Origin of the sequence: Streptomyces sp. SID8374, from assembly GCF_009865135.1 — a bacterium.
GTDB lineage: Bacteria > Actinomycetota > Actinomycetes > Streptomycetales > Streptomycetaceae > Streptomyces.
Map to the genome: position 1 here is coordinate 2,260,484 of NZ_WWGH01000002.1, position 19,069 is coordinate 2,279,552.

The 19,069-nt window shown below is 72.7% G+C and carries 15 protein-coding genes; 7 read left to right on the forward strand and 8 right to left on the reverse strand.

All coding sequences use genetic code 11. The features are described 5' to 3' along the window. Positions 1-31 precede the first annotated feature (31 nt). From GTY67_RS33310 to GTY67_RS33325, 4 genes are all read left to right on the forward strand, one after another. On the forward strand, positions 32-2,203 hold the full coding sequence (locus tag GTY67_RS33310) for a hydantoinase/oxoprolinase family protein (protein ID WP_161281504.1): 2,172 nt from the start codon (positions 32-34) through the stop codon (positions 2,201-2,203). After that, positions 2,200-2,982 (forward strand): hypothetical protein, encoded by a 783-nt coding sequence (locus tag GTY67_RS33315; RefSeq protein WP_237502971.1) that lies wholly within the window; start codon positions 2,200-2,202, stop codon positions 2,980-2,982. The genes GTY67_RS33310 and GTY67_RS33315 overlap by 4 nt, the downstream gene beginning before the upstream one ends. A gap of 8 nt (positions 2,983-2,990) precedes the next feature. Next, positions 2,991-4,313, forward strand: a complete 1,323-nt coding sequence (locus GTY67_RS33320; protein ID WP_093687983.1) for a TRAP transporter large permease subunit — start codon at positions 2,991-2,993, stop codon at positions 4,311-4,313. A 62-nt stretch (positions 4,314-4,375) separates the two neighbouring features. Further along, positions 4,376-5,365, forward strand: a complete 990-nt coding sequence (locus GTY67_RS33325) for a hypothetical protein (protein WP_093687985.1) — start codon at positions 4,376-4,378, stop codon at positions 5,363-5,365. 172 nt (positions 5,366-5,537) lie between these two features. Here GTY67_RS33325 and GTY67_RS33330 read toward each other — a convergent pair whose 3' ends face one another. Next, positions 5,538-6,446 (reverse strand): alpha/beta fold hydrolase, encoded by a 909-nt coding sequence (locus tag GTY67_RS33330; RefSeq protein WP_161281505.1) that lies wholly within the window; start codon positions 6,444-6,446, stop codon positions 5,538-5,540. Between the two features lie 103 nt (positions 6,447-6,549). On the opposite strand from GTY67_RS33330, the gene GTY67_RS33335 reads away from it, so the two are divergent. After that, positions 6,550-7,119, forward strand: a complete 570-nt coding sequence (locus GTY67_RS33335) for a TetR/AcrR family transcriptional regulator (RefSeq protein WP_343238802.1) — start codon at positions 6,550-6,552, stop codon at positions 7,117-7,119. Between the two features lie 221 nt (positions 7,120-7,340). Beyond that, a complete protein-coding gene (locus GTY67_RS33340) occupies positions 7,341-8,171 on the forward strand; it encodes an MHYT domain-containing protein (RefSeq protein ID WP_161281507.1) in 831 nt (276 codons plus the stop codon). A gap of 23 nt (positions 8,172-8,194) precedes the next feature. Here the strand turns inward: GTY67_RS33340 and GTY67_RS33345 are convergent, their stop codons facing one another. Further along, complete coding sequence (locus tag GTY67_RS33345; RefSeq protein ID WP_161281508.1) at positions 8,195-10,009, reverse strand: NAD(P)/FAD-dependent oxidoreductase; 1,815 nt, start codon at positions 10,007-10,009, stop codon at positions 8,195-8,197. A 184-nt stretch (positions 10,010-10,193) separates the two neighbouring features. Here GTY67_RS33345 and GTY67_RS33350 point away from each other — a divergent pair, with 184 nt between their 5' ends. Continuing rightward, the gene (locus GTY67_RS33350; RefSeq protein WP_161281509.1) at positions 10,194-11,222 is read left to right on the forward strand and encodes an SMP-30/gluconolactonase/LRE family protein; all 1,029 of its coding nucleotides are present in this window, start codon (positions 10,194-10,196) and stop codon (positions 11,220-11,222) included. A gap of 16 nt (positions 11,223-11,238) precedes the next feature. Here the strand turns inward: GTY67_RS33350 and GTY67_RS33355 are convergent, their stop codons facing one another. From GTY67_RS33355 to GTY67_RS33380, 6 genes are all read right to left on the reverse strand, one after another. Continuing rightward, a complete protein-coding gene (locus GTY67_RS33355; protein WP_093687996.1) occupies positions 11,239-11,832 on the reverse strand; it encodes a TetR/AcrR family transcriptional regulator in 594 nt (197 codons plus the stop codon). A gap of 68 nt (positions 11,833-11,900) precedes the next feature. Further along, positions 11,901-12,626, reverse strand: coding sequence for a VOC family protein (locus GTY67_RS33360; RefSeq protein ID WP_161281510.1), 726 nt, complete (start codon positions 12,624-12,626; stop codon positions 11,901-11,903). A 150-nt stretch (positions 12,627-12,776) separates the two neighbouring features. Beyond that, positions 12,777-13,994, reverse strand: coding sequence for an FAD-dependent oxidoreductase (locus GTY67_RS33365; protein ID WP_161281511.1), 1,218 nt, complete (start codon positions 13,992-13,994; stop codon positions 12,777-12,779). Beyond that, positions 13,991-15,496, reverse strand: coding sequence for an FAD-dependent oxidoreductase (locus GTY67_RS33370; RefSeq protein ID WP_237502972.1), 1,506 nt, complete (start codon positions 15,494-15,496; stop codon positions 13,991-13,993). Before GTY67_RS33370 ends, GTY67_RS33365 begins: the two co-directional genes overlap by 4 nt. Next, positions 15,493-17,613, reverse strand: a complete 2,121-nt coding sequence (locus tag GTY67_RS33375) for a molybdopterin oxidoreductase family protein (protein WP_161281512.1) — start codon at positions 17,611-17,613, stop codon at positions 15,493-15,495. Before GTY67_RS33375 ends, GTY67_RS33370 begins: the two co-directional genes overlap by 4 nt. Beyond that, on the reverse strand, positions 17,603-18,982 hold the full coding sequence (locus GTY67_RS33380; RefSeq protein ID WP_161281513.1) for a nitrate/nitrite transporter: 1,380 nt from the start codon (positions 18,980-18,982) through the stop codon (positions 17,603-17,605). Before GTY67_RS33380 ends, GTY67_RS33375 begins: the two co-directional genes overlap by 11 nt. Positions 18,983-19,069 lie beyond the last annotated feature (87 nt).

Here is a 19,069-nt window from a genome sequence, read left to right on the forward strand (position 1 = left end):
GGTCCGCACGACACAAGGAGGTGTCACCAGCATGACCACGCAACCGCAACCGCAACCGCAACCACAAGTGCAACAGCAACCGCACCGCATACGTGTCGGCATCGACGTGGGCGGAACCTTCACCGACGCCGTGGCCGTCGACTCCGCGACTCTCCGACTCGTCGCCCAGGTGAAGGTCCCCACCAGCCACCACCACGAGGACGGCGTCGCCCACGGCATCGTCGAGGCACTCGACCGGCTGCTCAAGGACGTCGGCTGCGCCCCCGAGGACGTCGCGTTCCTCGCCCACGGCACCACGCAGGCCACCAACGCCCTGCTGGAGGGCGATGTCGCCCCCGTCGGCCTGATCGGCATCGGCACCGGACCCGGCGCCCTGCCCACCAAGCGGCTCGCCGGACTCGCCGCCCTCGAACTCACCCCCGGCAAGAAGCTCCCGCTCCACTACGCCCACGTCGCCGACCCCGACGACACCGCGTCCGTCCACGCCGCCGTCGCCACGGTCACCGCCGCCGGAGCCCAAGTCCTCGTCGCCAGCGAGCCGTTCAGCGTCGACGTACCGGACGGCGAGCAGGCCGTGCTGGACGCCGCACGCGAGCACGGGCTGCCGATGACCGCCGCCCACCAGATCACCTCGCTGTACGGGCTCCGCAAGCGCACCCGTACCGCCGTCGTCAACGCGGCGATCCTGCCGAAGATGCTCGCCACCGCCGACCTGGTGGACCGCAGCATCGCGGCTGCCGGAGTGACGGCCCCGCTGATGGTGATGCGCTGCGACGGGGGCGTCATGTCGCTGGACGAGATGCGCCGCCGCCCGCTGCTCACCGTGCTGTCGGGGCCCGCCGCCGGTGTGGCCGGGGCGCTTATGCAGGAGCGGGTCAGCGAAGGGGTGTTCCTGGAGACGGGCGGTACCTCGACGGACATCAGCGTCGTCCGGCGCGGCAAGGTCGCCGTCCGGCACGCCACGATCCTCGGCAGGTCCTCCTACCTCTCCGCCCTCGACGTCCGGACCGTCGGTGTCGGCGGCGGCTCCATGGCCCGGATCGCGGGCGGCAAGGTGCACGCCGTCGGCCCGCGCAGCGCCCATATCGCGGGCCTGCCGTACGCCTGCTTCGCCGACCCGGCCGAGCTGGCAGGCGCCCGGCTGGTCACCGTACGGCCACTCGACGGCGACCCGGACGACTACGCCGTACTGGAAGCCGCCGGCGGCCGGTTCGCCATCACCATGACCTGCGCGGCGAACGCGCTGGGCCGGGTCCCGGAGGGCGACTTCGCCGCCTGCGACCCCGAAGTGGCGCGGATGGCGCTGCAACCGCTCGCCGACGCGCTCTCCACCGATGTGGCCGGGGCCGCCGCCCAACTCCTCGACGCAGGAGTGAAGCAGGTCAAGGATGTCACCGAGGCGATGATGCGCGACTACCGCCTCGACCGCGACACCGCCGTCCTCGTCGGCGGCGGAGGCGGCGCCGCGTCCGTCACCCCGCACCTTGCCGCCGACACCGGACTGCCCGGCCGGATCGCCCGCCACAACGAGGTCATCAGCCCGATCGGGGTCGCCCTCGCCCTCGTCCGGGAGCAGATCGAGAGGATCATCCCGGGCGCCACGCAGGAACAGATCCTCGGCGTACGCAACGAGGCCGAGGCCGCCGTCGTCGCCCAGGGCGCCGCACCCGCAGCCGTGGAGGTCGAGGTCACCGTCGACCCGCAGACCAACACCGTACGGGCCGTCGCCACCGGCGCCACCGAACTGCGCACCCAGGACCGGGCCCACCGCACCGGCGACACGGAGCGGCTGGACGCGGCGGCCGCCAGCCTCAAGGCCGACCCGTCCACCGTCGAGGTGCTCGCCGCGACGCCCGCGCACACCGTCTACGGCTCCGAACAGCACCGCCGCTTCCGCAGGACCCGGCACCCGGTGCGGGTCCTGGACGCCGACGGGGTGGTACGGCTCCACGCGGCCGACGCCACGGTCGCCACGACCACCGTCGGCCAGGCGCCGGAGCTCCTCGCCGACCTGGTCCGCAACGCCACCTCGTACGGCGACGGCGGCGTCCGCGCCCCCGCCCTGCGGCTCCTGCTCGGCGCCCGGATCGCCGACCTCTCCGGCGTCCTGGAGGCGGGCCCGCTGCTGGCCCTGGCCCGCAGCGAACTGCGCTCCCGCGCGGCGGACGAGCAGGTCGTCGCGGTCGTGGAGGTGCGCTCATGAGCGCCGGTACGCCGTCGGCAGCGGCAGCCGTGCGCTCGCGCGCGGGGAGGGCGGGGGCGACGGCGGTGGGCCCGGGGCGTCAACGCCCCCGTACCGCAGGGGCGTTGGTTGCCCTCACCCCGGCCCGCCGCGAGGCGCTGCGTGCCGAGTGCGCGCGGCTGGAGGCGCTGGACGACGCCGAGTTCGGCGTACGGCTGCTCGCTCACACCCCGACGCACGAGACGCGCGAGGAGGCGCTGCTGCGCCACTGGGCGCAGACGGCAACGGAGTTCGGCAGGGAACTGGCGGTGGACGCGACCTCCCCAACGGCAGCGGCATCCCCACGGGCAGAGCCCTCCCCACCGGCACAACACGCCCCGCACCCCGCACGCGTCGTCGAGACCACCGGTGGCCTCGACCGGCTGCTCCTCGCCCGGTACACCTCCCGTCCCGAGCCCACCGTCGAACTCTTCACCGACACCATCGCCCTCGGCGAGCAGCTCGTGGACGTACTCGGCTGGCGGGACCGCTACGCCGCCGGTTCGCTCCGCGCCGCAGCCCTCGCCCACGAGCACGCCCACTGCCTGCTGCACCGCGACGCCCGCATCCGCCGCGCGCTCCGCGACCGGCTCGGCCACACCGCCCTGCGGCTCGGCCGGTTCCGCGTCCCCGGGCATGTCGCCGGAGCCGACGAAGTCGCGGCGCACGCCTACGCGGGCGCCGTCTGCGGCCTGGGCCGCTCCCCGCTCCTTCTCACCGCCGCGCTCGTGAGCGCGGTGCAGGCCCTCGGAGAGGACTGAGACCCGCCATGGGAATCGTCATCCTGCTGCTCATGCTCGCCGGTGTCGTCCTCATGCTCACCCGCAAGCTCCCCACCGCGTTCGCCCTCGTCCTGCTCGCCCTCGCCATCGCGTTCGTCGCCGGAGCACCGCTCACCGGCGAGAACAGCGTTCTCGACACGGTGATCCAGCAAGGCGCGCCTGCGCTCGCCGCGACCATGCTCGCCGTACTCATCGGCTCCTGGCTCGGCAAGCTGATGGAGGAGACCGGCATCGCGGGCACCCTCGTCCGCAAGATCGTCGAGTTCGGCGGCGACCGCCCCACCGTCGTCGCCCTCGGCGTCCTGGCCGTCTCCGCGCTCATCGGCACCGTCACCGGCTCCGCGCCCGCGGCGATGATGGCGGGCATCATCGGCATCCCCGCGATGATCGCCGTCGGCGTGCCGAAGACCACCGCCGCGGGCACCATCCTCATGGGCATCGCCGCCGGGCTGCCGTTCGAGCTGCCCGTCTGGCAGTTCTTCTCCACGGCCCTGGAGCTGCCCATCGACACGGTGAAGAGCTTCATGATGCGGCTGTTCCCCTTCGCCGCTTTCTTCGCCGTCCTCTTCGTCCTGGTGGAGACCCGCCGCAAGGGTGTGGAGCACGCCTGGTCGCTGGCGTCGGCGCCCGAACGCCCCGGGGACGGCGGCGACAGCCCGAAGAGTCCGGGGGAGCGCCGCCGGAACCGCGCCCGGCGCATGGGCGACGCGCCCTGGTACGCGCTGCTCGCCCCCGCCGTGCCGCTGGTGCTCGCGCTCGGCTTCGAGCTGCCCATCATCCCGTCGATGCTCGCGGGCGTGCTGTGGGCGCTGGCGGCCACCACCCGGCCCGGGCAGCTCAACAAGCGGCTCCTGCGCACGCTGTACGGCGGGTTCGAGGTGGCCGCCCCGCCCATCGCACTGTTCATCGCGATCGGCATCCTGCTCGCGGCGGTGAAGCTCCCCGGTGCCGTAGAGGCGCTGGACCCCCTGGTGAAGGCCGTCGCACCGGGCAACCCGGTCGTCTTCGTGCTGGTGTTCACCCTGCTCGTACCGCTCTGCCTCTACCGGGGCCCGCTCAACGTCTACGGCCTCGGCGCCGGAATCGCCGGTGTCCTCATCGCAGCCGGTATCTACCCGGCCGTCGCCGTGCTGGGCCTGACCGCCTCGTACAACCAGGTCTTCGGCGTCAGCGACCCGACCAGCACCCAGACCGTGTGGGCGGCGCAGTTCTCCGGCGTCAGCCCGCAACAGGTCATGCTGCGCACCCTGCCGTACGTCTGGTGCGTCGCGCTCGGCGGCCTGATCGTCACCGCCGCCACCCAGCTCTGACCGTACGAGAACGAGACCCGCCCCACCCGCACTGTCCACCAGCACAGAGGAGCCGTAACGCCATGACGCTAGACCGCCGCCTCTTCCTGCGCACCGCCACCGCCGGCGGTGCCCTGATCGCCCTCGGCGCCCAGGGCACCGCACCGGCCGCCGCCGCCCCCGGCGGCTTCCCGGACTACCGCTACGTCGGCACGCTGCTCAAGCCGGGCCAGCTCTCGTACAACCCCACCGGCGAGATCATCTTCCCCTGCATCCGCGGGGTGTACGACAAGCTGAGCAACCCGCTCGGCCGCTACTACCTCTACTACGCACCGCACGACGCGCCCGGCGGTATCTGCCTCGCCTACGGCAACTCGCTGGAGGGCCCCTTCACCGAGTACAGGGCCAACCCGATCGTCCGCAAGGACTGGTCACCGCACTACAACGTCAGCCACGTCTCCTCGCCGCACGTCCTCTGGAACGCGGACGCCCGTGAGCTGTGGCTCTACTTCCACGGCGAGAACAACACCACCCGCCTCGCCCGTTCCAAGGACGGCATCAACTTCACGTACGACAGGACGGTCCTCACCACCGCCATGATGCCGACGGGCTCCCGTGAGACCTCCTACGCCCGGGTCTTCCGCCACGACCTGCCGTCGCGGGGCGCGAAGTACGTGATGCTCTTCATGTGGAACCAGGCGAACGACCACCGTGACATCGGCTGGGGCTGGTCGGCGGACGGCCGCAACTGGACCTTCTCCCAGCAGCCGTTGATCGATCACGCGGCGGTCGGCGCCGTCAACGTCAGCGGGCCGCACCTGCTCACCCGGGGCGGCAGCGCGTACGTCGTCTACCACACCGACAAGGGCAGCGGCGGCGACATCAAGATCACCGAGGTGGGGATGGACTTCTCCCGCCGCAACCACCTCGGCGTCTTCTACAACTCGGGCAGCGCGGCACCGGAGAACGGCCGCGCGGCCGCCCCGTCGTTCGGGACCGACGGCGGGGTGCCGTACATGATCTACGAGGCGGGGGAGCGGCTGTCGGGCGCGATCGCGGTGGCGCGCGGCTGACCACCGTGACGGGGGCGGGTGGCCGACTGGAGCCCGAACGAGGTGCTGCCCGCCCTCGCCGAGCGGGGGCGCACCCCCTGGATCAGCGCTTGCTCTGACGCGTGGCCGGAAAGTGCTGGTCAGCCGTCCGATCCGCCGGCCCCGGCCCGGTCGACAGCGCTGACCGTCCCGGTCACTTACTGGTGATGCTCCATGAACCGTCGCCCTCCTCGGCGGTGTTGTCGAGGGCGGTCCACGCGGCGTCGTCGAGATTGAGCGCGTGGAGGAGGTAGGCGGAGATCGCGTCCGCCACGAGGGCGACGCGGGCGGGGTCCTCGTCGGTGGTCTCGGCGACCATCTCGCCGGCTATGCCGCCCATGGTGTGTTCGGCCTCCGCGATGGTGAGCAGGCTCTTGGGGGCCGGGCTGAGGTGGTAGGCGTCGGTGAACCATTCCGGTCCGCGGGTGGAGAGCTGCGAGTCGTCCTTGCCACCCGCGACGATCAGCGCAGGGGTGGTCATGGTGGAGTAGTCCGGCTTCATGAACGGAAGGTTCTCGGCGGCGAACGGGGTGAGGGTGTCGCCGGTTCCGGTCGCCCCGATGAGGGCGCCGGCCGCGACCGCGGGGTGGGAGAAGTCCTCCCCGGGGAGACCGTCGGCGCCGAGCACGCGCGCGCCGAGGACGGCGCCCGCGGTCTGGGCGCCCCAGGAGTGGCCGACCACGGCGGTGTGCTCACGGTCGGCACGGTCCTCCAGTCCGGCCTCGGCCAGGATGTCGCCGAGGTGGTCGAGGACCGCGTGGAGGTCCGTGATCCGTACGCGCCAGACGGTGGCGAAGCGTGGGTCGTCCCAGGCGATGGCGTTGCGGCGGGAGTCGAGGTGGGTGGGCTGCACCACGACGAATCCGGCGGCGGCCCACCGGTCGACGAGGGGCTCGTATCCGTCCAGGGACCATGCGTTTCCGTGGGAGAACACGATGACGGGGAGGTTCCGGCCCGACCGGGGAGCGGTGACCTTCACCTGGAGGTCTATGGCGCGGCCGGGCGCGGGAACGGTGATGGGCCTGACCGAGACGATCTGCTGGCCGAGGGGGCGAGAGGGCATGGGAGACCTGCGCTTTCTCTACGGGGCGGCTCTGCCATACTTTGGCGGAGCGCCGTTCCGCCAACTTAGCGGAACATTGTTCCGCGAGCAAAGGGAGACATCCGTGCCAGAGCCGGTCGGGATTCGCCAAGCACAGGCGCAGCGCACGCGCGGCGGCGTGCTGGAGGCCGCGGCGGCGGTCTTCGTGGACCAGGGCGTCCAGGCGCCCGTCCGTGACATCGCCGAACGCGCCGGTGTCGGTGTCGGCACCGTCTACCGGAACTTCCCGACCCGGGCGGACCTGGTCACCGCCGTCTACCGGCACCAGATCGACGCCTGCGCCGCGCTCGCGCCCCGGCTCCTGGCGGAATCGGAGTCGCCGTTCACCGCGCTGACTTTGTGGACGGACGCGTTCGTGGATTTCCTCGTGACCAAGCACGGCCTCGGTGCGGCGCTGGGGTCCGGCGATCCGGGGCTGGAGAGGCTTCACGCCCTCATGCTCGAAACCCTGGTCCCGGCCTGCGCGACGCTCCTGGATGCCTGTGCCGCCGCCCGTGAACTCAGCGGCGACATCGGCGCCTACACGCTCATGCGTGCCATCGGGAACCTCTGCATCACCGGCCCCGACTACGACCGGGCCGACGCCGCACGCATGGTCGCCACCCTTCTCGCGGGGTGCCGCAGTACGGCCTAGCGGCGGGATCCGGCCCGGTGCGGGGAGCGCCGTCGTCGTTCCGTACAAGCACCGGACGGCGGCGCGGCCATGTGGTTGAATCCTCAATATCGGTTGGCCGAAAATGATCGGTGCATCAGCGTGGTCGGCCATGGACCGACGGGAGCCGGCCGAGTACCGCGCTGCCGTTCCAGGTGGCAGTTGCGCGGCCACCCCCGACCGCTCGAAGAAGGACTCCGTCCATGGAAGCCACCGTCACCAATTTCCACTACGGGGCAGTGACCCCCGTCGCCGCGTTCCTGATGGCCTGCCTCGGTGCGGCGCTGGGGCTGAGATGCACGACCCGCGCGATCCGGCGCGGAACGAACCGGGCCGGCTGGCTCGCCCTCGGCGCGGTGTCGATCGGGTGCGGCATCTGGACCATGCACTTCATCGCCATGGCCGGATTCACCATCGACGGCATGTCGATGAAGTACGACTCCGCGACCACCGTTCTCAGCCTGGTGGTCGCGATAGCCGTGGTCGCCGTGGGTGTGTTCCTGGTCGGATTCCGGGGGCCGGGAACCCTGGTGCTGACCACGGCCGGTGTCTTCACCGGGCTGGGCGTCGCCGCGATGCACTACCTCGGCATGGCCGCCATGCACACCCCCGGTGAGCTGAACTACTCCTACGGAACGGTGGCCCTGTCGATCCTTATCGCAGTCGTGGCCGCGACCGCCGCGCTCTGGGCGGCGGTATCCGTGCACGGGCTCGGCGCGAGCGTCGGGGCCAGCCTGATCATGGGGGTGGCCGTCACCGGTATGCACTACACCGGCATGGCGGCGGTCGCCGTCCCCGTCGACCACCACGGAGCGGGCACCCAGTCGTCGGCCGGGATGCTGTCGTTCCTGCTGGTCATGCTGGCAGGCCCGCTGGCCGCCCTCGTCATGTCCGCCGTGGTCGTCATGTTCGACGGCGATGTGATGCTGGGCGCCGACGAGCGGGGCGCGCGCACCTCGGGTCCGGCGCCCGCCCCCGGCCACGCCGTCACGGGCCGGGGCGGATCCGGCTCCTACCACGGCCCGGGGGCCTGAGCGCCGCAGGCGAGTCCGGGCCCCTACGAACCACCGCCGCCCGCGGAGGCCTTGGCCCGGAGAATCGTCCCCACGGACTTCTCGCGCCACCGCTCCAGGAGTTCGTGGAAGGCGAACGCGCCGTCGGGGTAGGCGTTGGGGCCGTTCGGCCGGCCGCGTCCCTCACGGTTGTAGTAGCCGGGGGTGCACTCGGCGTGGAACCACTCGTGGTCCGGGGCGTCCTCGGCCAGCGCGGCGATCCAGGCGTCCTCGTCCTCGCGGGACGGTTCGATCACGGCACCCTCGGCCTCGGCCGCCGCGACCAGGGCTGCGGCATGGACCGCCTGCTCGTCGAGGATGTGGGTGAAGTTGACGCTGCTGGCGTTCTGGAGGGTCCCCATCTGGATCAGGTTCGGGAACCCGTTGCTGGTGAAGCCGTGCAACGTACGCGGACCCTCCTGAGCCCACCGGTGCAGCAGCTGAGTGCCGCCCCGGCCGTGGACGGGGAGCTTCCCGGAGAGGATGCCGGAGGTTCCGACGGAGAACCCGGTGGCGAAGATCAGACAGTCGAGTCCGTACGTCGCGTCCCCGACCACGACCCCGTGTGCGGTGACCCGTTCGATGCCATGGGTGTCGGCGGTGTCGACCAGAGTGACGTTGGGCCGGTTGAACGCCGGGTAGTACGCGTCCGAGAAGGCAGGGCGCTTGCAGGCGTACCGGTACCAGGGCTTGAGCTTCTCCGCCGTACCGGGGTCGGTGACCGACTCCGCCACGCGGGCGCGCAGTTCGTTCATCTTGGCGGCGTCGGCAGCCTCGTACGCGGCCTCGAAGGCCTGACGGTCACCACGGCGGCGGAAGCTCGGCAGGAGCTTCTCCAGGAGGACCGCCGACCGGGTCCAGCTGTCCGCCACGAGATCCCGGTCGGCCGACTCGCCGGAGACGATCCGCAGGTAGTTGTCCCGGCGTTCGCGGGCCCAGCCCTCGCGGTCCGCGCCGACATCGTGGGCCGTGGTGCGGCGGTTGGCGCGCACGTCCACGGTGGAGGGGGTGCGCTGGAAGACCAGGACGTGCCCGGCGTCCTCGGCCAGCTTCGGTATGACCTGGATGCCCGTGGCTCCCGTGCCGACGACGCCCACCCGCTTGCCCGCGAGGCCGGTCATGCCGCCCTCCGGAGTGCCGCCGGTGTAGGCGTAGTCCCACCGCGAGGTGTGGAACGTATGGCCCTCGAACTCCTCGATGCCGGGGATCCCGGGGAGTTTCGGCTCGGAGAGGGTGCCGGTCGCGGTGACGACGTACGTGGCCCGGAACGCGTCCCCGCGGTCGGTGGCCACGATCCACGCCTCCGACTCCTCGTCCCAGGTCAGGGAGGTGACCCCGGTGGAGAAGAGGGCGTCCGGACCGAGGGAGAACTTTTCCGCGATCCGCACCGCGTGGCGGCGTATCTCCTCACCGGGGGAGTATTTCCACTCCGGTACGTAGCCGGTCTCGTCCAGCATCGGCAGGTAGACGTGCGACTCGATGTCGCAGTGGACGCCCGGGTACCGGTTCCAGTACCAGGTGCCCCCGAAACCGCCTCCCTTCTCGACGATCCGGATGCGCTCCACACCCCGCTGCCGTAACCGCGCCCCCGCCAGGATGCCGCCGAAACCACCGCCGACCACGGCGACATCGACCGTGTCGTGCAGCGGCTCCCGCTCGGTCGGCTCGGTGTACGGGTCGTCGGCGTAGTAGCCGAACTCGGCGTCGGTGGCGCGGTATTGGCGGTTGCCGTCGGGCCGGACGCGCCGCTCGCGTTCGATGCGGTAGCGCTGCCGCAGAGCCTCCAGCTCTTCGGGGTCCGGTATGTGAGGAGTCGTCATGCGGGGCCTCGATCCTGCCGGTCGAACCGTCCCGGGGCGAACGGTCATCGGCTACGGTAACAATAACCGGACAGTGGTGTCCGGTTGGAACGCGGGTACGGCACGGCATTCGGCCACAGCGCGTGAAGGTGAACTGCCCGGCCGGCCGCACCCGCACACAGCGGACAGGAAGAGTGATTCCTCCATGCGTCGACTCCCGCCCCGAGCCCTCGCCGCCCTCGCCACGGCCGGCCTGCTGACCCTCGCCGGATGCGGTACGGAGACCGGGGACCCCGGTGGTCCGACGGCGGCCGGTGACGGTGCCAGGACCATCCGGGCCCAGCAGGTCATGCAGCTGACACGGACACACGAAGAGACCGGGATGACCCTGCTGGAGGGCCCGGCCTTCCACCCGGACGGCGGCCTGTTCGTCGTCGACGTCACCGCGCCCGAGGGCAAGCCCAAGGTCATGCGGGTCGATGTACGGAAGAAGACGGTGCGGGCCGTCCACACCGACGGCCGAGGGGCCTACACCTCGGCCCAGTTCAGCCCGTACGACGGGCGGCTCTATCTCACCGACTACGCCCACGGCGAGATCGTGAGCCTCGCACCGGACGGCAGCGATCCGCGCACCTTCTTCTCCGGCGAGGTCGACGGAGCACGGATGAACCCGGACGACATCGCCTTCGACGAGGAGGGCCACCTGTACGTCAGCGACTCACGCGGCCTGTCCGAGGGAGCGGAGCACGGGCGGGTCGTGCGCGTCGACCGCGACGGCGCGAAGGCGACCGTGCTGGCCGACAACCTGGCGGCGACGAACGGCATCTCGTTCGACGAGGAGTACCGCGGTCTGTGGATCAGCGAGCTGACGCAGAACCGGATCTCGTACCTGCGCCTCGGTGGAGGCGGTCAAGGCAGTGAGGTCACCTCCCGGCACACCGCGATCCGCGTCGACGGCGGGATCGCCCAGACCGACTCGATCGCCGTGGACGCGGACGGCAACCTCTACCAGGGCCTCCACGGCCGCCCCGCGATCCTCGTGTACGACAAGCACGGCGAGCGCCTGGCGACGGTCGAAGTCCCTGCCCGCACCGAGGGACTCGACTCGGCGACGAACGTGGCGATCACCCCCGGCGGAACCAGGGCGTACATGACCGTCAGCGGCCCCGGTGGGGGATACCTCTACGCCTTCGACGCCCTGGGGAAGGGCACCCGCCAGTCGAACGGCGGGTGACAGCCGCTGACGCCGGTCACCCGTCGAAGGGCCGCAGCGGCCCCACCTCGACGCCGAGCAGCCGCCAGGCCGCCAGTGCCCGGCGCTCCCGCTCCGCACGGGTGGGGCCGGTCACGGCGCCCGAGACCATGGCGACCGCGAGCACGAGGTCGTCCGACGCCCCCAGCCGATGGCCGTCCGGCAGGTGCTCCCGCAGACTCCGCTCGACCCGCTCCGACAGGGCCGAGGCGGAGGCGTGGATACCGTCCGGGCGGCCGCCCGTCCGGTCGGCGTGCAGGAGGCCGATGAACGCCGCCGACTCCGTCAGATGCCACGTCAGCACACCGAGCACACCGGCCAGGGTGGCGCCCGCGGCCGCGGCCGCCTGCTCCACCTCCCGTACGTTCTCCTCCAGCACGGCGTTCGCCACGGCCGCCCGGTCAGGAAAGTGCCGGTAGAGAACGCCCTGCCCGACCCCGGCCCGACGGGCGATCCCGGAGAGCGGTGCGTCCAGACCGTGCTCCGCGTAGACCTCGCGGGCGGCGGCGATCAGGGCCGCCCGATTGCGCGCGGCGGCCTTCGGCCCGTCGTTCGCGGGCCGTTTCTCCTCCGCCGTGGGGTGCTGCGTCACGTCGGAAGGGTACCGGCCGGGCCGGATGACCGTCGGCCCACCGGTGACGGCCCGTCCGCCCGCACCCGCTACCGCCCGGGCCTCCGCACGAAGAACTCGTTGCCGTCGGGGTCCAGCATCAGCACGCGGCCGTCGTCGCCCTCGCCGGCGTCCGGGCGGGTCGCGCCGAGCGCGACCAGGCGGGCGACCTCCGCCTCCCGGTCGGTGCCGGAGGGGAGCGCCAGCTCGAAGGAGAGCCTGTTCGGACCCGCCTTCGGCGCCACCGGCGGCCCGCCCCAGGTGATCTTCGCACCACCGTCCGGCGACTGGATCGCGGTCTCCTCGTCCTGGTCCCAGACCAGCGGCCAGTGCAGCGCCGCGCTCCAGAAGTAGCCGACGTCCTGCGTACCGTCGCAGGCCAGCGCCCCGATGGAGCCGGTGTCGGCGAGGAACGTGTTGCCCGCCTCGATGACACAGAACTCGTTGCCGTCCGGATCGGCGAGCACCACATGCCCGTCCTCGGGCAGCTGACCCACGTCGATGTGGCTCCCGCCGTGCTCCAACGCCCTGGCGACCGTGCGCCCCTGGTCCTCCGGGGACGCGCTCGTCAGGTCGAAGTGCGCCCGGTTCCGGCCGGTCTTCGGCTCCTGGCCGGGCAGAAAGCGGATGCGGAACCCGGCGCCGTCAGGGGGCAGGAGCGCGGCGTCCTCGCCCTGACCCCCGGCCGGCTCCCAGCCCAGGACCCCGGACCAGAACCGGGCCAGCTCCGACGGCCGGTTCGCCCGGAAACAGATCGCGAACAGCTGACTGGTCATACCCCGTGCATCTCCGATCCACCGACGGCCGCTCCGGCCTCTGTGACGCGGGCGCAGCTCAGGGACCGACGTGCGGCGTCCGCATCCGGGTTTCCGTGGCGGGAGCAGTCCGGTACGACGCTGATCACGCGGAAGGGAACGGGCATCCCTTCACAGCGCCCGCTCTCCGGCCAGCAGCAGTTCGGGCGGGGCGGTGAGTTCACGGCCGAGCAGGGTACGGAGCACCGCGTAGCCGCCCGCGTCCCCGGCGAGGACTCCGCCGAGCAGGGTCCGGCCGTCCGGAGCCAGGACCAGCTTGCCGTACGTGTCGGCGGCGCGGTCCTCGCGTACGAACTCCATGGCCCCCTCGGTCCGGGCGTGGACGTCGCCGAAGCCCGCGACCTCCACGCCCAGCAGCTTGAGCTTCGCCGACATGTCCGCACCGGGGAAGACGGCGGACGGCGAGCCCAGCAGCTGACGCGCGACCGCCTCCGCCATGCGGTACCCGGGTGCGGCGAGGCCGTAACAGCGGCCGAGCACCGCAGCGCATTCCCCCACGGCCCACACGCGCCCGTCCGCCGTACGGCACCGCTCGTCCACCAGGAACCCACCGCGCCCGGCGCGTTCGAGCCCGGCCGGCCCGGCCAGCTCGTCGCGCGGGCGCACCCCTGCGGCGAACACGACCGTGGAGGCGGCCAGTTCGGTGCCGTCCGACAGGGTGACCGCCCGCACCCGGCCGTCGGGCCCGGCGTCGAGAGAGACGAGACCGCGACCGCAGTGCACGCCCACCCCCAGCTCACCCACGAGCCGTCCGAGGACCCGGCCGCCGCCCTCGTCGACCTGGAGGGGCATGAGGTGCGGTGCCATCTCCACGACGTGCGGCCGCGCCCCGAGCAGCCGCAGCGCCCGCGCGGCCTCAAGACCCAGCAGGCCGCCGCCGATGACGACACCGGGTTCCCCAGGTCGCACGGCGGCCCGGAGCGCGTCGAGGTCCTCGATCGTCCGGTAGGTGAAGCAGCCGGGGAGGTCCCGGCCGGGCACGGGCGGCACGAACGGGCGGGATCCGGTGGCCAGGACGAGCGCGTCGTACCGGAGGACGGTGCCGTCGGCGCAGGTCACCGTGCGGGCTCCGCGATCGATGAGGACCGCCCTGGTGTTCAGCCGCAGGTCCACCAGCGGGTCGGTGCGCAGCAGGGGCGTGGTGAGGTCGAGGTCGGCGGCGGACTTCCCGTCGAGGTACGAGGACAGGGCGACGCGGTCGTAGGCGGGCCGCGGCTCCTCCGCCGCGACCACGATCCGCCACCGCCCCGCCCGGTCACCCGCCCGGACCTCCTCGACCAGCCGGTGCCCGGCCATCCCGTGGCCGACGACGACCAGGACGGATGTCATGCGCCGGCTCCTTCCGCGACCGGGTCACCGGCCCCCGCCACGCCGGGGCGGCCGTTCCCCGATCCGTCTCGCAGGTCCGTCTCGCAGATCCGGCGGACAACCTCCGTACAGCTGCCGCAGCCCGTGGTGGCCCTGGTCGCCACGGCGATGGCGGGAAGGTCACGCGCGCCCTGCCCCCACGCCCGCTCCAGGTTCTTCCGGGTGACGTTGTTGCACTGGCACACCACCGCCGTGTCCGGGAGCGCCCCGGAGCTCGCGTACTCCTCGTCCGTGCCCAGCAGCAGGGCGAGCCGGTCCGGGGGCAGCGGACGGTCCTCCGCGTACAGCCGGCCGACGGTGGCGACGGCCCGGTCCAGGCCCACCAGAATCCCCGCGTGCACCCGGCCGTCGCGCAGGACGAGGCGCCCGTACCGCCCGCCGGCGGGGTCGGACAGCACCACCTGCTCGTCGTCGCCCGGGGCGTCCAGCGCCCCCGGCGGACCCAGGATCGCGAGCGCGGGCAGCCGGGGCCGGACGACGGGGTGCCGGGAGGGCCGCAGGCGGCCGTCGCCGCCGCAGAGCGTCCGGGCCAGGGCGTCCGCCTGGTCCCAGGCGGACGTGAGAGTGGAGTGGTGGCCGGGCCGCTGCTGCACGCAGTCGCCCAGGGCGTGGATGTACGGGTCGCTGGTACGCAGCCGGTCGTCCACGACGATGCCGTCACGGACGGCCAGTCCGGCGGTGCGGGCGAGACCCGTGTCGGGTTCGGTGCCGGTGCACAGGAGCAGGGTCCCGGCGGCCAGCGGCCGGACGTCGTCCAGGACGATCTTGCCGGGTTCCACGGCGACGACCCGCCGCCCGGTCTCCACCACCACGCCCGCTTCCCGGAGCACGGCCGTCACAAGGTCCCCGGCACGCGCGTCCAGCAGCCGGTGCATCGGGTGGGCGCCGGGGTGGACGAGGGTGACGTCGTGTCCGGCGCGGCCCAGCGCGTACGCGGTCTCGGTGCCCCGCAGCCCGCCGCCGACCACGATGACGGGCCCTCGGACGACCGGCCGGGCACCCAGGAGCGTGTGCGGGACCCGGATGTCGGGAGTGCTCCGCTCCCCGGCACCACCGGCGAGCCGCGGCAGGACCGGCCGGGAACCGGTGGCCAACACCAGGATGCCGTAGGGGTGTTCGGTGCCGTCGTCGCTCCGTACGAGACGGCGCCGAGGCTCCACCGTAGTGATCCGGCTACCCGTTCGGATCCGGACGCCCGGCGGGAGCGGTGCGAGCGTCAGAGCGTCGGCGGGCAGCGTTCCGTCGAGTACGGAGACCAACTGGCCCCGGTGGTACGCGGGGTCCGGCTCGGCGCCGAAGACGGTGACGGGCCCCCGCTGGCCGTGGTGGTGCAGGCGCTGGACCAGACGGTGGGCAGCGGGGCCGTAACCGACGACGGTGACCGCGCTCGTGCCGTCGAGGGTGGGGCCAGACATGCCGTCGACAGTGATCGCGGGCCTGCCGTCGACCGTGGTGGCGGTCATGCCGTGTACTCCCGGCAGGGCTCTACGCGTACGGCGCACACCTTGAACTCGGGCATGCCGCTGACCGGGTCGAGAGCCGGTCCGGTCAGCAGGTTGGCTCGTCCGGCGCCCGGGAAGTGGAAGGGCAGGAAGACGGTGTCGGTGCGCAGGGTGCGGACGAGGCGCACCCGGGCGACCGTGGAGCCGCGCGCCGAGGTGACCCGGGCCAGTTCACCGTCCCCCAGTCCGTAGTGGGCCGCCGTGCCGGGATGGATCTCGACGTGCGCCTCGGGTGCGGCGGCCATGAGCGCGGGTACGCGGCGGGTCTGGGCCCCCGACTGGTACTGGGCGAGCACCCGCCCGGTGGTGGCGTGGAGCGGGTAGCGGGCGTCGGGTGTCTCGGCGGCGTCGCGGTGCTCCACGGGGGCCAGGCGGGCCCGGCCGTCGGCGTGGGCGAACCGGTCGAGGAAGAGCCGGGGCGTGCCGGGGTGGTTCCCGTCGGCGGTGTCCGGGCAGGGCCAGTACAACGCCTCACCGGCGTCGAGGCGTTCGTAGCTGATGCCCGCGTAGTCGGCCCGGCCTCCGCTGGAGGCCCGGCGCAACTCGTCGAAGACCGTACGCGGCTCGGTGGGGAAGCGGTGGGCGGGCTGCCCGAGCCGCACCGCGAGGCCGTGCAGCACCTCCAGGTCGGTGCGGACGCCGGGGGGCGGGGCGAGGGCGGCCCGTCGGCGCAGGACGCGTCCTTCGAGGCTGGTCATCGTGCCCTCCTCCTCGGCCCACTGCGCCACGGGCAGGACCACGTCCGCCAGTTCGGTGGTCTCGGACGGCACCAGGTCCGCCACCACCAGCAGGTCGAGTGATGCCAGGCGCCGCGCTATGTGACCCGCGTTGGGGGCGGAGACCACCGGGTTCGAACCGAAGACCAGCAGGGCCCGGGGGCCGTCGGCGGTGCCCAGGGCGTCCAGGAGCTCGTACGCGCTCCGCCCGGGTCCGGGCAGGGAGTCCGGGTCGACCCCCCAGACCCCGGCGACATGGGCGCGGGCCGCCGGGTCGGTGATCATGCGGTACCCGGGGAGCTGGTCGGCCTTCTGGCCGTGCTCACGACCGCCCTGGCCGTTGCCCTGGCCGGTGAGACAGCCGTAACCGCTGCCCGGCCGCCCGGGCAGGCCGAGGGCGAGGGCCAGGTTGATGAAGGCGGCGGTGGTGTCGGTCCCCTTGCTGTGCTGCTCCACCCCGCGCCCGGTGAGGAGGTGGCGGCGCCCGGCTTCGGCGAGCATGCGTACGGCCGTCCGCTGGTCCTCCACGGGGACGCCGGTGACCTGCTCCACGCGCTCGGGCCACCAGGGCAGGGCGCACCGCCAGGCGGCGTCGATGCCGGTGGTGCGGGTGTCGAGGTACTCCTTGTCCAGGTGGTTCTCGGTCACCGCGATGTGCAACAGGCCCAGCGCGAGGGCGAGATCGGTGCCGGGGGCGGGCCGGAGGTGCAGCGCCGCCTGCTCGGCGGTCCGGGTGCGGCGGGGGTCGACGACGATCAGCCGGGGGCGGACCAGATGCCGCATCAGCGGGGGCATGGTCTCGGCCGGGTTGGCACCGGCGAGCAGGACGACATCGGCGTCGGCGAGGTCGGTGACGGGGAACGGCAGCCCGCGGTCGAGGCCGAAGGCCGCGTTGCCCGCGGCCGCCGCCGAGGACATGCAGAACCGGCCGTTGTAGTCGATCTGGCTGGTGCCGAGCGCGATGCGGGCGAACTTGCCCAGCGCGTAGGCCTTCTCGTTGGTCAGCCCGCCGCCCCCGAACACGCCCACGGCGTCGGGGCCGTACCTCTCGCGCACCCGCTCCAGGCGCGAGACGACCAGGTCCAAGGCGTCGTCCCAGCCCGCCGGGGCGAGTGCGCCGCCCGGCCCGCGTACCAGAGGGGTCCGCAACCGGTCGGGAGCGGTGAGCACGGCGGGGGCCGTCCAGCCCTTCTGGCACAGCCCGTCCCGGTTCACCGGGAAGTCGGGCGACGGCTCCACCTCGACGGCCCGGCCGCTACGGCGCAGCAGGGTGCCGCACTGGAGCGCGCAGTACGCGCAGTGGGTACGGACGGCGGCCTCGGGTGCCACAGCTCGCTGATCGGGGGCCCGGTCAGCGGACATGCGAGGTCCGGGGACGGGCCGGGCGGGGAGCGGAGGCCTGGGCGCGCTCACGGCCCAGGTAGACCCGCAGCAGGATCAGCACGCACAGGGCGTAGAAGCCGAGGAAGCAGAGGAAGGCGGTCTCGCCGCTGCCTCCGTCCTGGTACGAGGCCCGGAAGGCGAGGTTCACGGCGACACCGCCGAGCGCGCCGACGGCCCCGGCGATCCCGATGACCGCCCCCGAGACCCGCCGCGCCCGGGCGAAGGCCCGCGGGGCGTCGGCCCCGGAGGTGATGGCCTCCTCCGCCTCCCGGGCGAACACGGCCGGGATCATCTTGTACGTCGACCCGTTGCCGAAGCCGCTGAGGACGAACAGCACGGTGAACCCGGCGACGAACAGGGCGAACGACCCGGCCCGGGACGCGATCAGCAGCACACAGGTGCCCGCACCCAGCCCCACGAAGGTCCACACACTGACGCGGGCTCCACCCCACCGGTCGGCCACCTTCCCGCCGAACGGCCGGGCGAGGGACCCGAGCAGAGGGCCGAGAAAGGTGACGGATGCGGCCTCCAGCGGGGTGGACCCGAACTCGCTCTGCAGAACGAGGCCGAAGGCGAAGCCGTAACCGATGAACGAACCGAACGTGCCGATGTAGAGGACGGATATCCACCAGGTGTGACGGCTGCCGGCGGCCTCGCGCAGAGCACCCGGCTCCGCGCGTACCGCCTCGACGTTGTCCATCCTCAGCGCCGACAGCACGGACACGACCACGATCAGCGGCAGGTAGAGGGCGATCACGTACGACGGGTGGGTGTTCCCGGCCGTGGCGATGACCAGCAGACCCAGGATCTGGATCACGGCCACGCCCAGATTGCCGCCGCCCGCGTTCACTCCCAGGGCCCAGCCCTGATGCCGCTGCGGGTAGAAGATGGTGATGTTGGTCATCGAGGAGGCGAAGTTGGCGCCTCCCACACCCGCCGTGGCACCGATCAGCAGGAACACCCACAGGGGCGTCCCGGGGCGCTGGACGAAGACGAACGCGAGGACCGTCGGCACCAGGAGCACGGCGGAGGCGAACACCGTCCAGTTGCGGCCGCCGAAGCGGGTCACGGCGTAGCTGTACGGCAGCCGCAGCACCGCGCCGACCAGGGTGGGGACGACCACCAGCAGGAACTTCTCGTCCGGGGCGAAGTCCAGGCCGATCTCGGGCGACATGAACAGGACGAGCACCGACCACAGGCTCCACACGGAGAACCCGATGTGTTCGGAGAGGACGGACAGCACCAGGTTGCGGCGGGCGATCCTCCTGCCGGTGCGCGCCCAGAATTCCTCGTTCTCCGGGTCCCAGTCCTGGATCCACCGTCCGGAAGCGGACCGTCGGCTCTTCATGTCTGCGGGTCTCCCGGGTCGGAGGGGCGTGCCCCGGTCAGCCGTGGAGAAGGAGGAGGGGCACCGCACTCGACGATGGTGTTCGCC

What these genes read in the sequence shown, in the direction of transcription:
- GTY67_RS33325 (WP_093687985.1), top strand. Translation starts at nt 4,376, where the DNA reads ATGACGCTAGACCGCCGCCTCTTCCTGCGCACCGCCACCGCCGGCGGT.
- GTY67_RS33315 (WP_237502971.1), top strand. Translation starts at nt 2,200, where the DNA reads ATGAGCGCCGGTACGCCGTCGGCAGCGGCAGCCGTGCGCTCGCGCGCG.
- GTY67_RS33310 (WP_161281504.1), top strand. Translation starts at nt 32, where the DNA reads ATGACCACGCAACCGCAACCGCAACCGCAACCACAAGTGCAACAGCAA.
- GTY67_RS33330 (WP_161281505.1), bottom strand. Translation starts at nt 6,446, where the DNA reads ATGCCCTCTCGCCCCCTCGGCCAGCAGATCGTCTCGGTCAGGCCCATC.
- GTY67_RS33380 (WP_161281513.1), bottom strand. Translation starts at nt 18,982, where the DNA reads ATGAAGAGCCGACGGTCCGCTTCCGGACGGTGGATCCAGGACTGGGAC.
- GTY67_RS33320 (WP_093687983.1), top strand. Translation starts at nt 2,991, where the DNA reads ATGGGAATCGTCATCCTGCTGCTCATGCTCGCCGGTGTCGTCCTCATG.
- GTY67_RS33360 (WP_161281510.1), bottom strand. Translation starts at nt 12,626, where the DNA reads ATGACCAGTCAGCTGTTCGCGATCTGTTTCCGGGCGAACCGGCCGTCG.
- GTY67_RS33345 (WP_161281508.1), bottom strand. Translation starts at nt 10,009, where the DNA reads ATGACGACTCCTCACATACCGGACCCCGAAGAGCTGGAGGCTCTGCGG.
- GTY67_RS33370 (WP_237502972.1), bottom strand. Translation starts at nt 15,496, where the DNA reads ATGACCGCCACCACGGTCGACGGCAGGCCCGCGATCACTGTCGACGGC.
- GTY67_RS33350 (WP_161281509.1), top strand. Translation starts at nt 10,194, where the DNA reads ATGCGTCGACTCCCGCCCCGAGCCCTCGCCGCCCTCGCCACGGCCGGC.
- GTY67_RS33375 (WP_161281512.1), bottom strand. Translation starts at nt 17,613, where the DNA reads ATGTCCGCTGACCGGGCCCCCGATCAGCGAGCTGTGGCACCCGAGGCC.
- GTY67_RS33365 (WP_161281511.1), bottom strand. Translation starts at nt 13,994, where the DNA reads ATGACATCCGTCCTGGTCGTCGTCGGCCACGGGATGGCCGGGCACCGG.
- GTY67_RS33340 (WP_161281507.1), top strand. Translation starts at nt 7,341, where the DNA reads ATGGAAGCCACCGTCACCAATTTCCACTACGGGGCAGTGACCCCCGTC.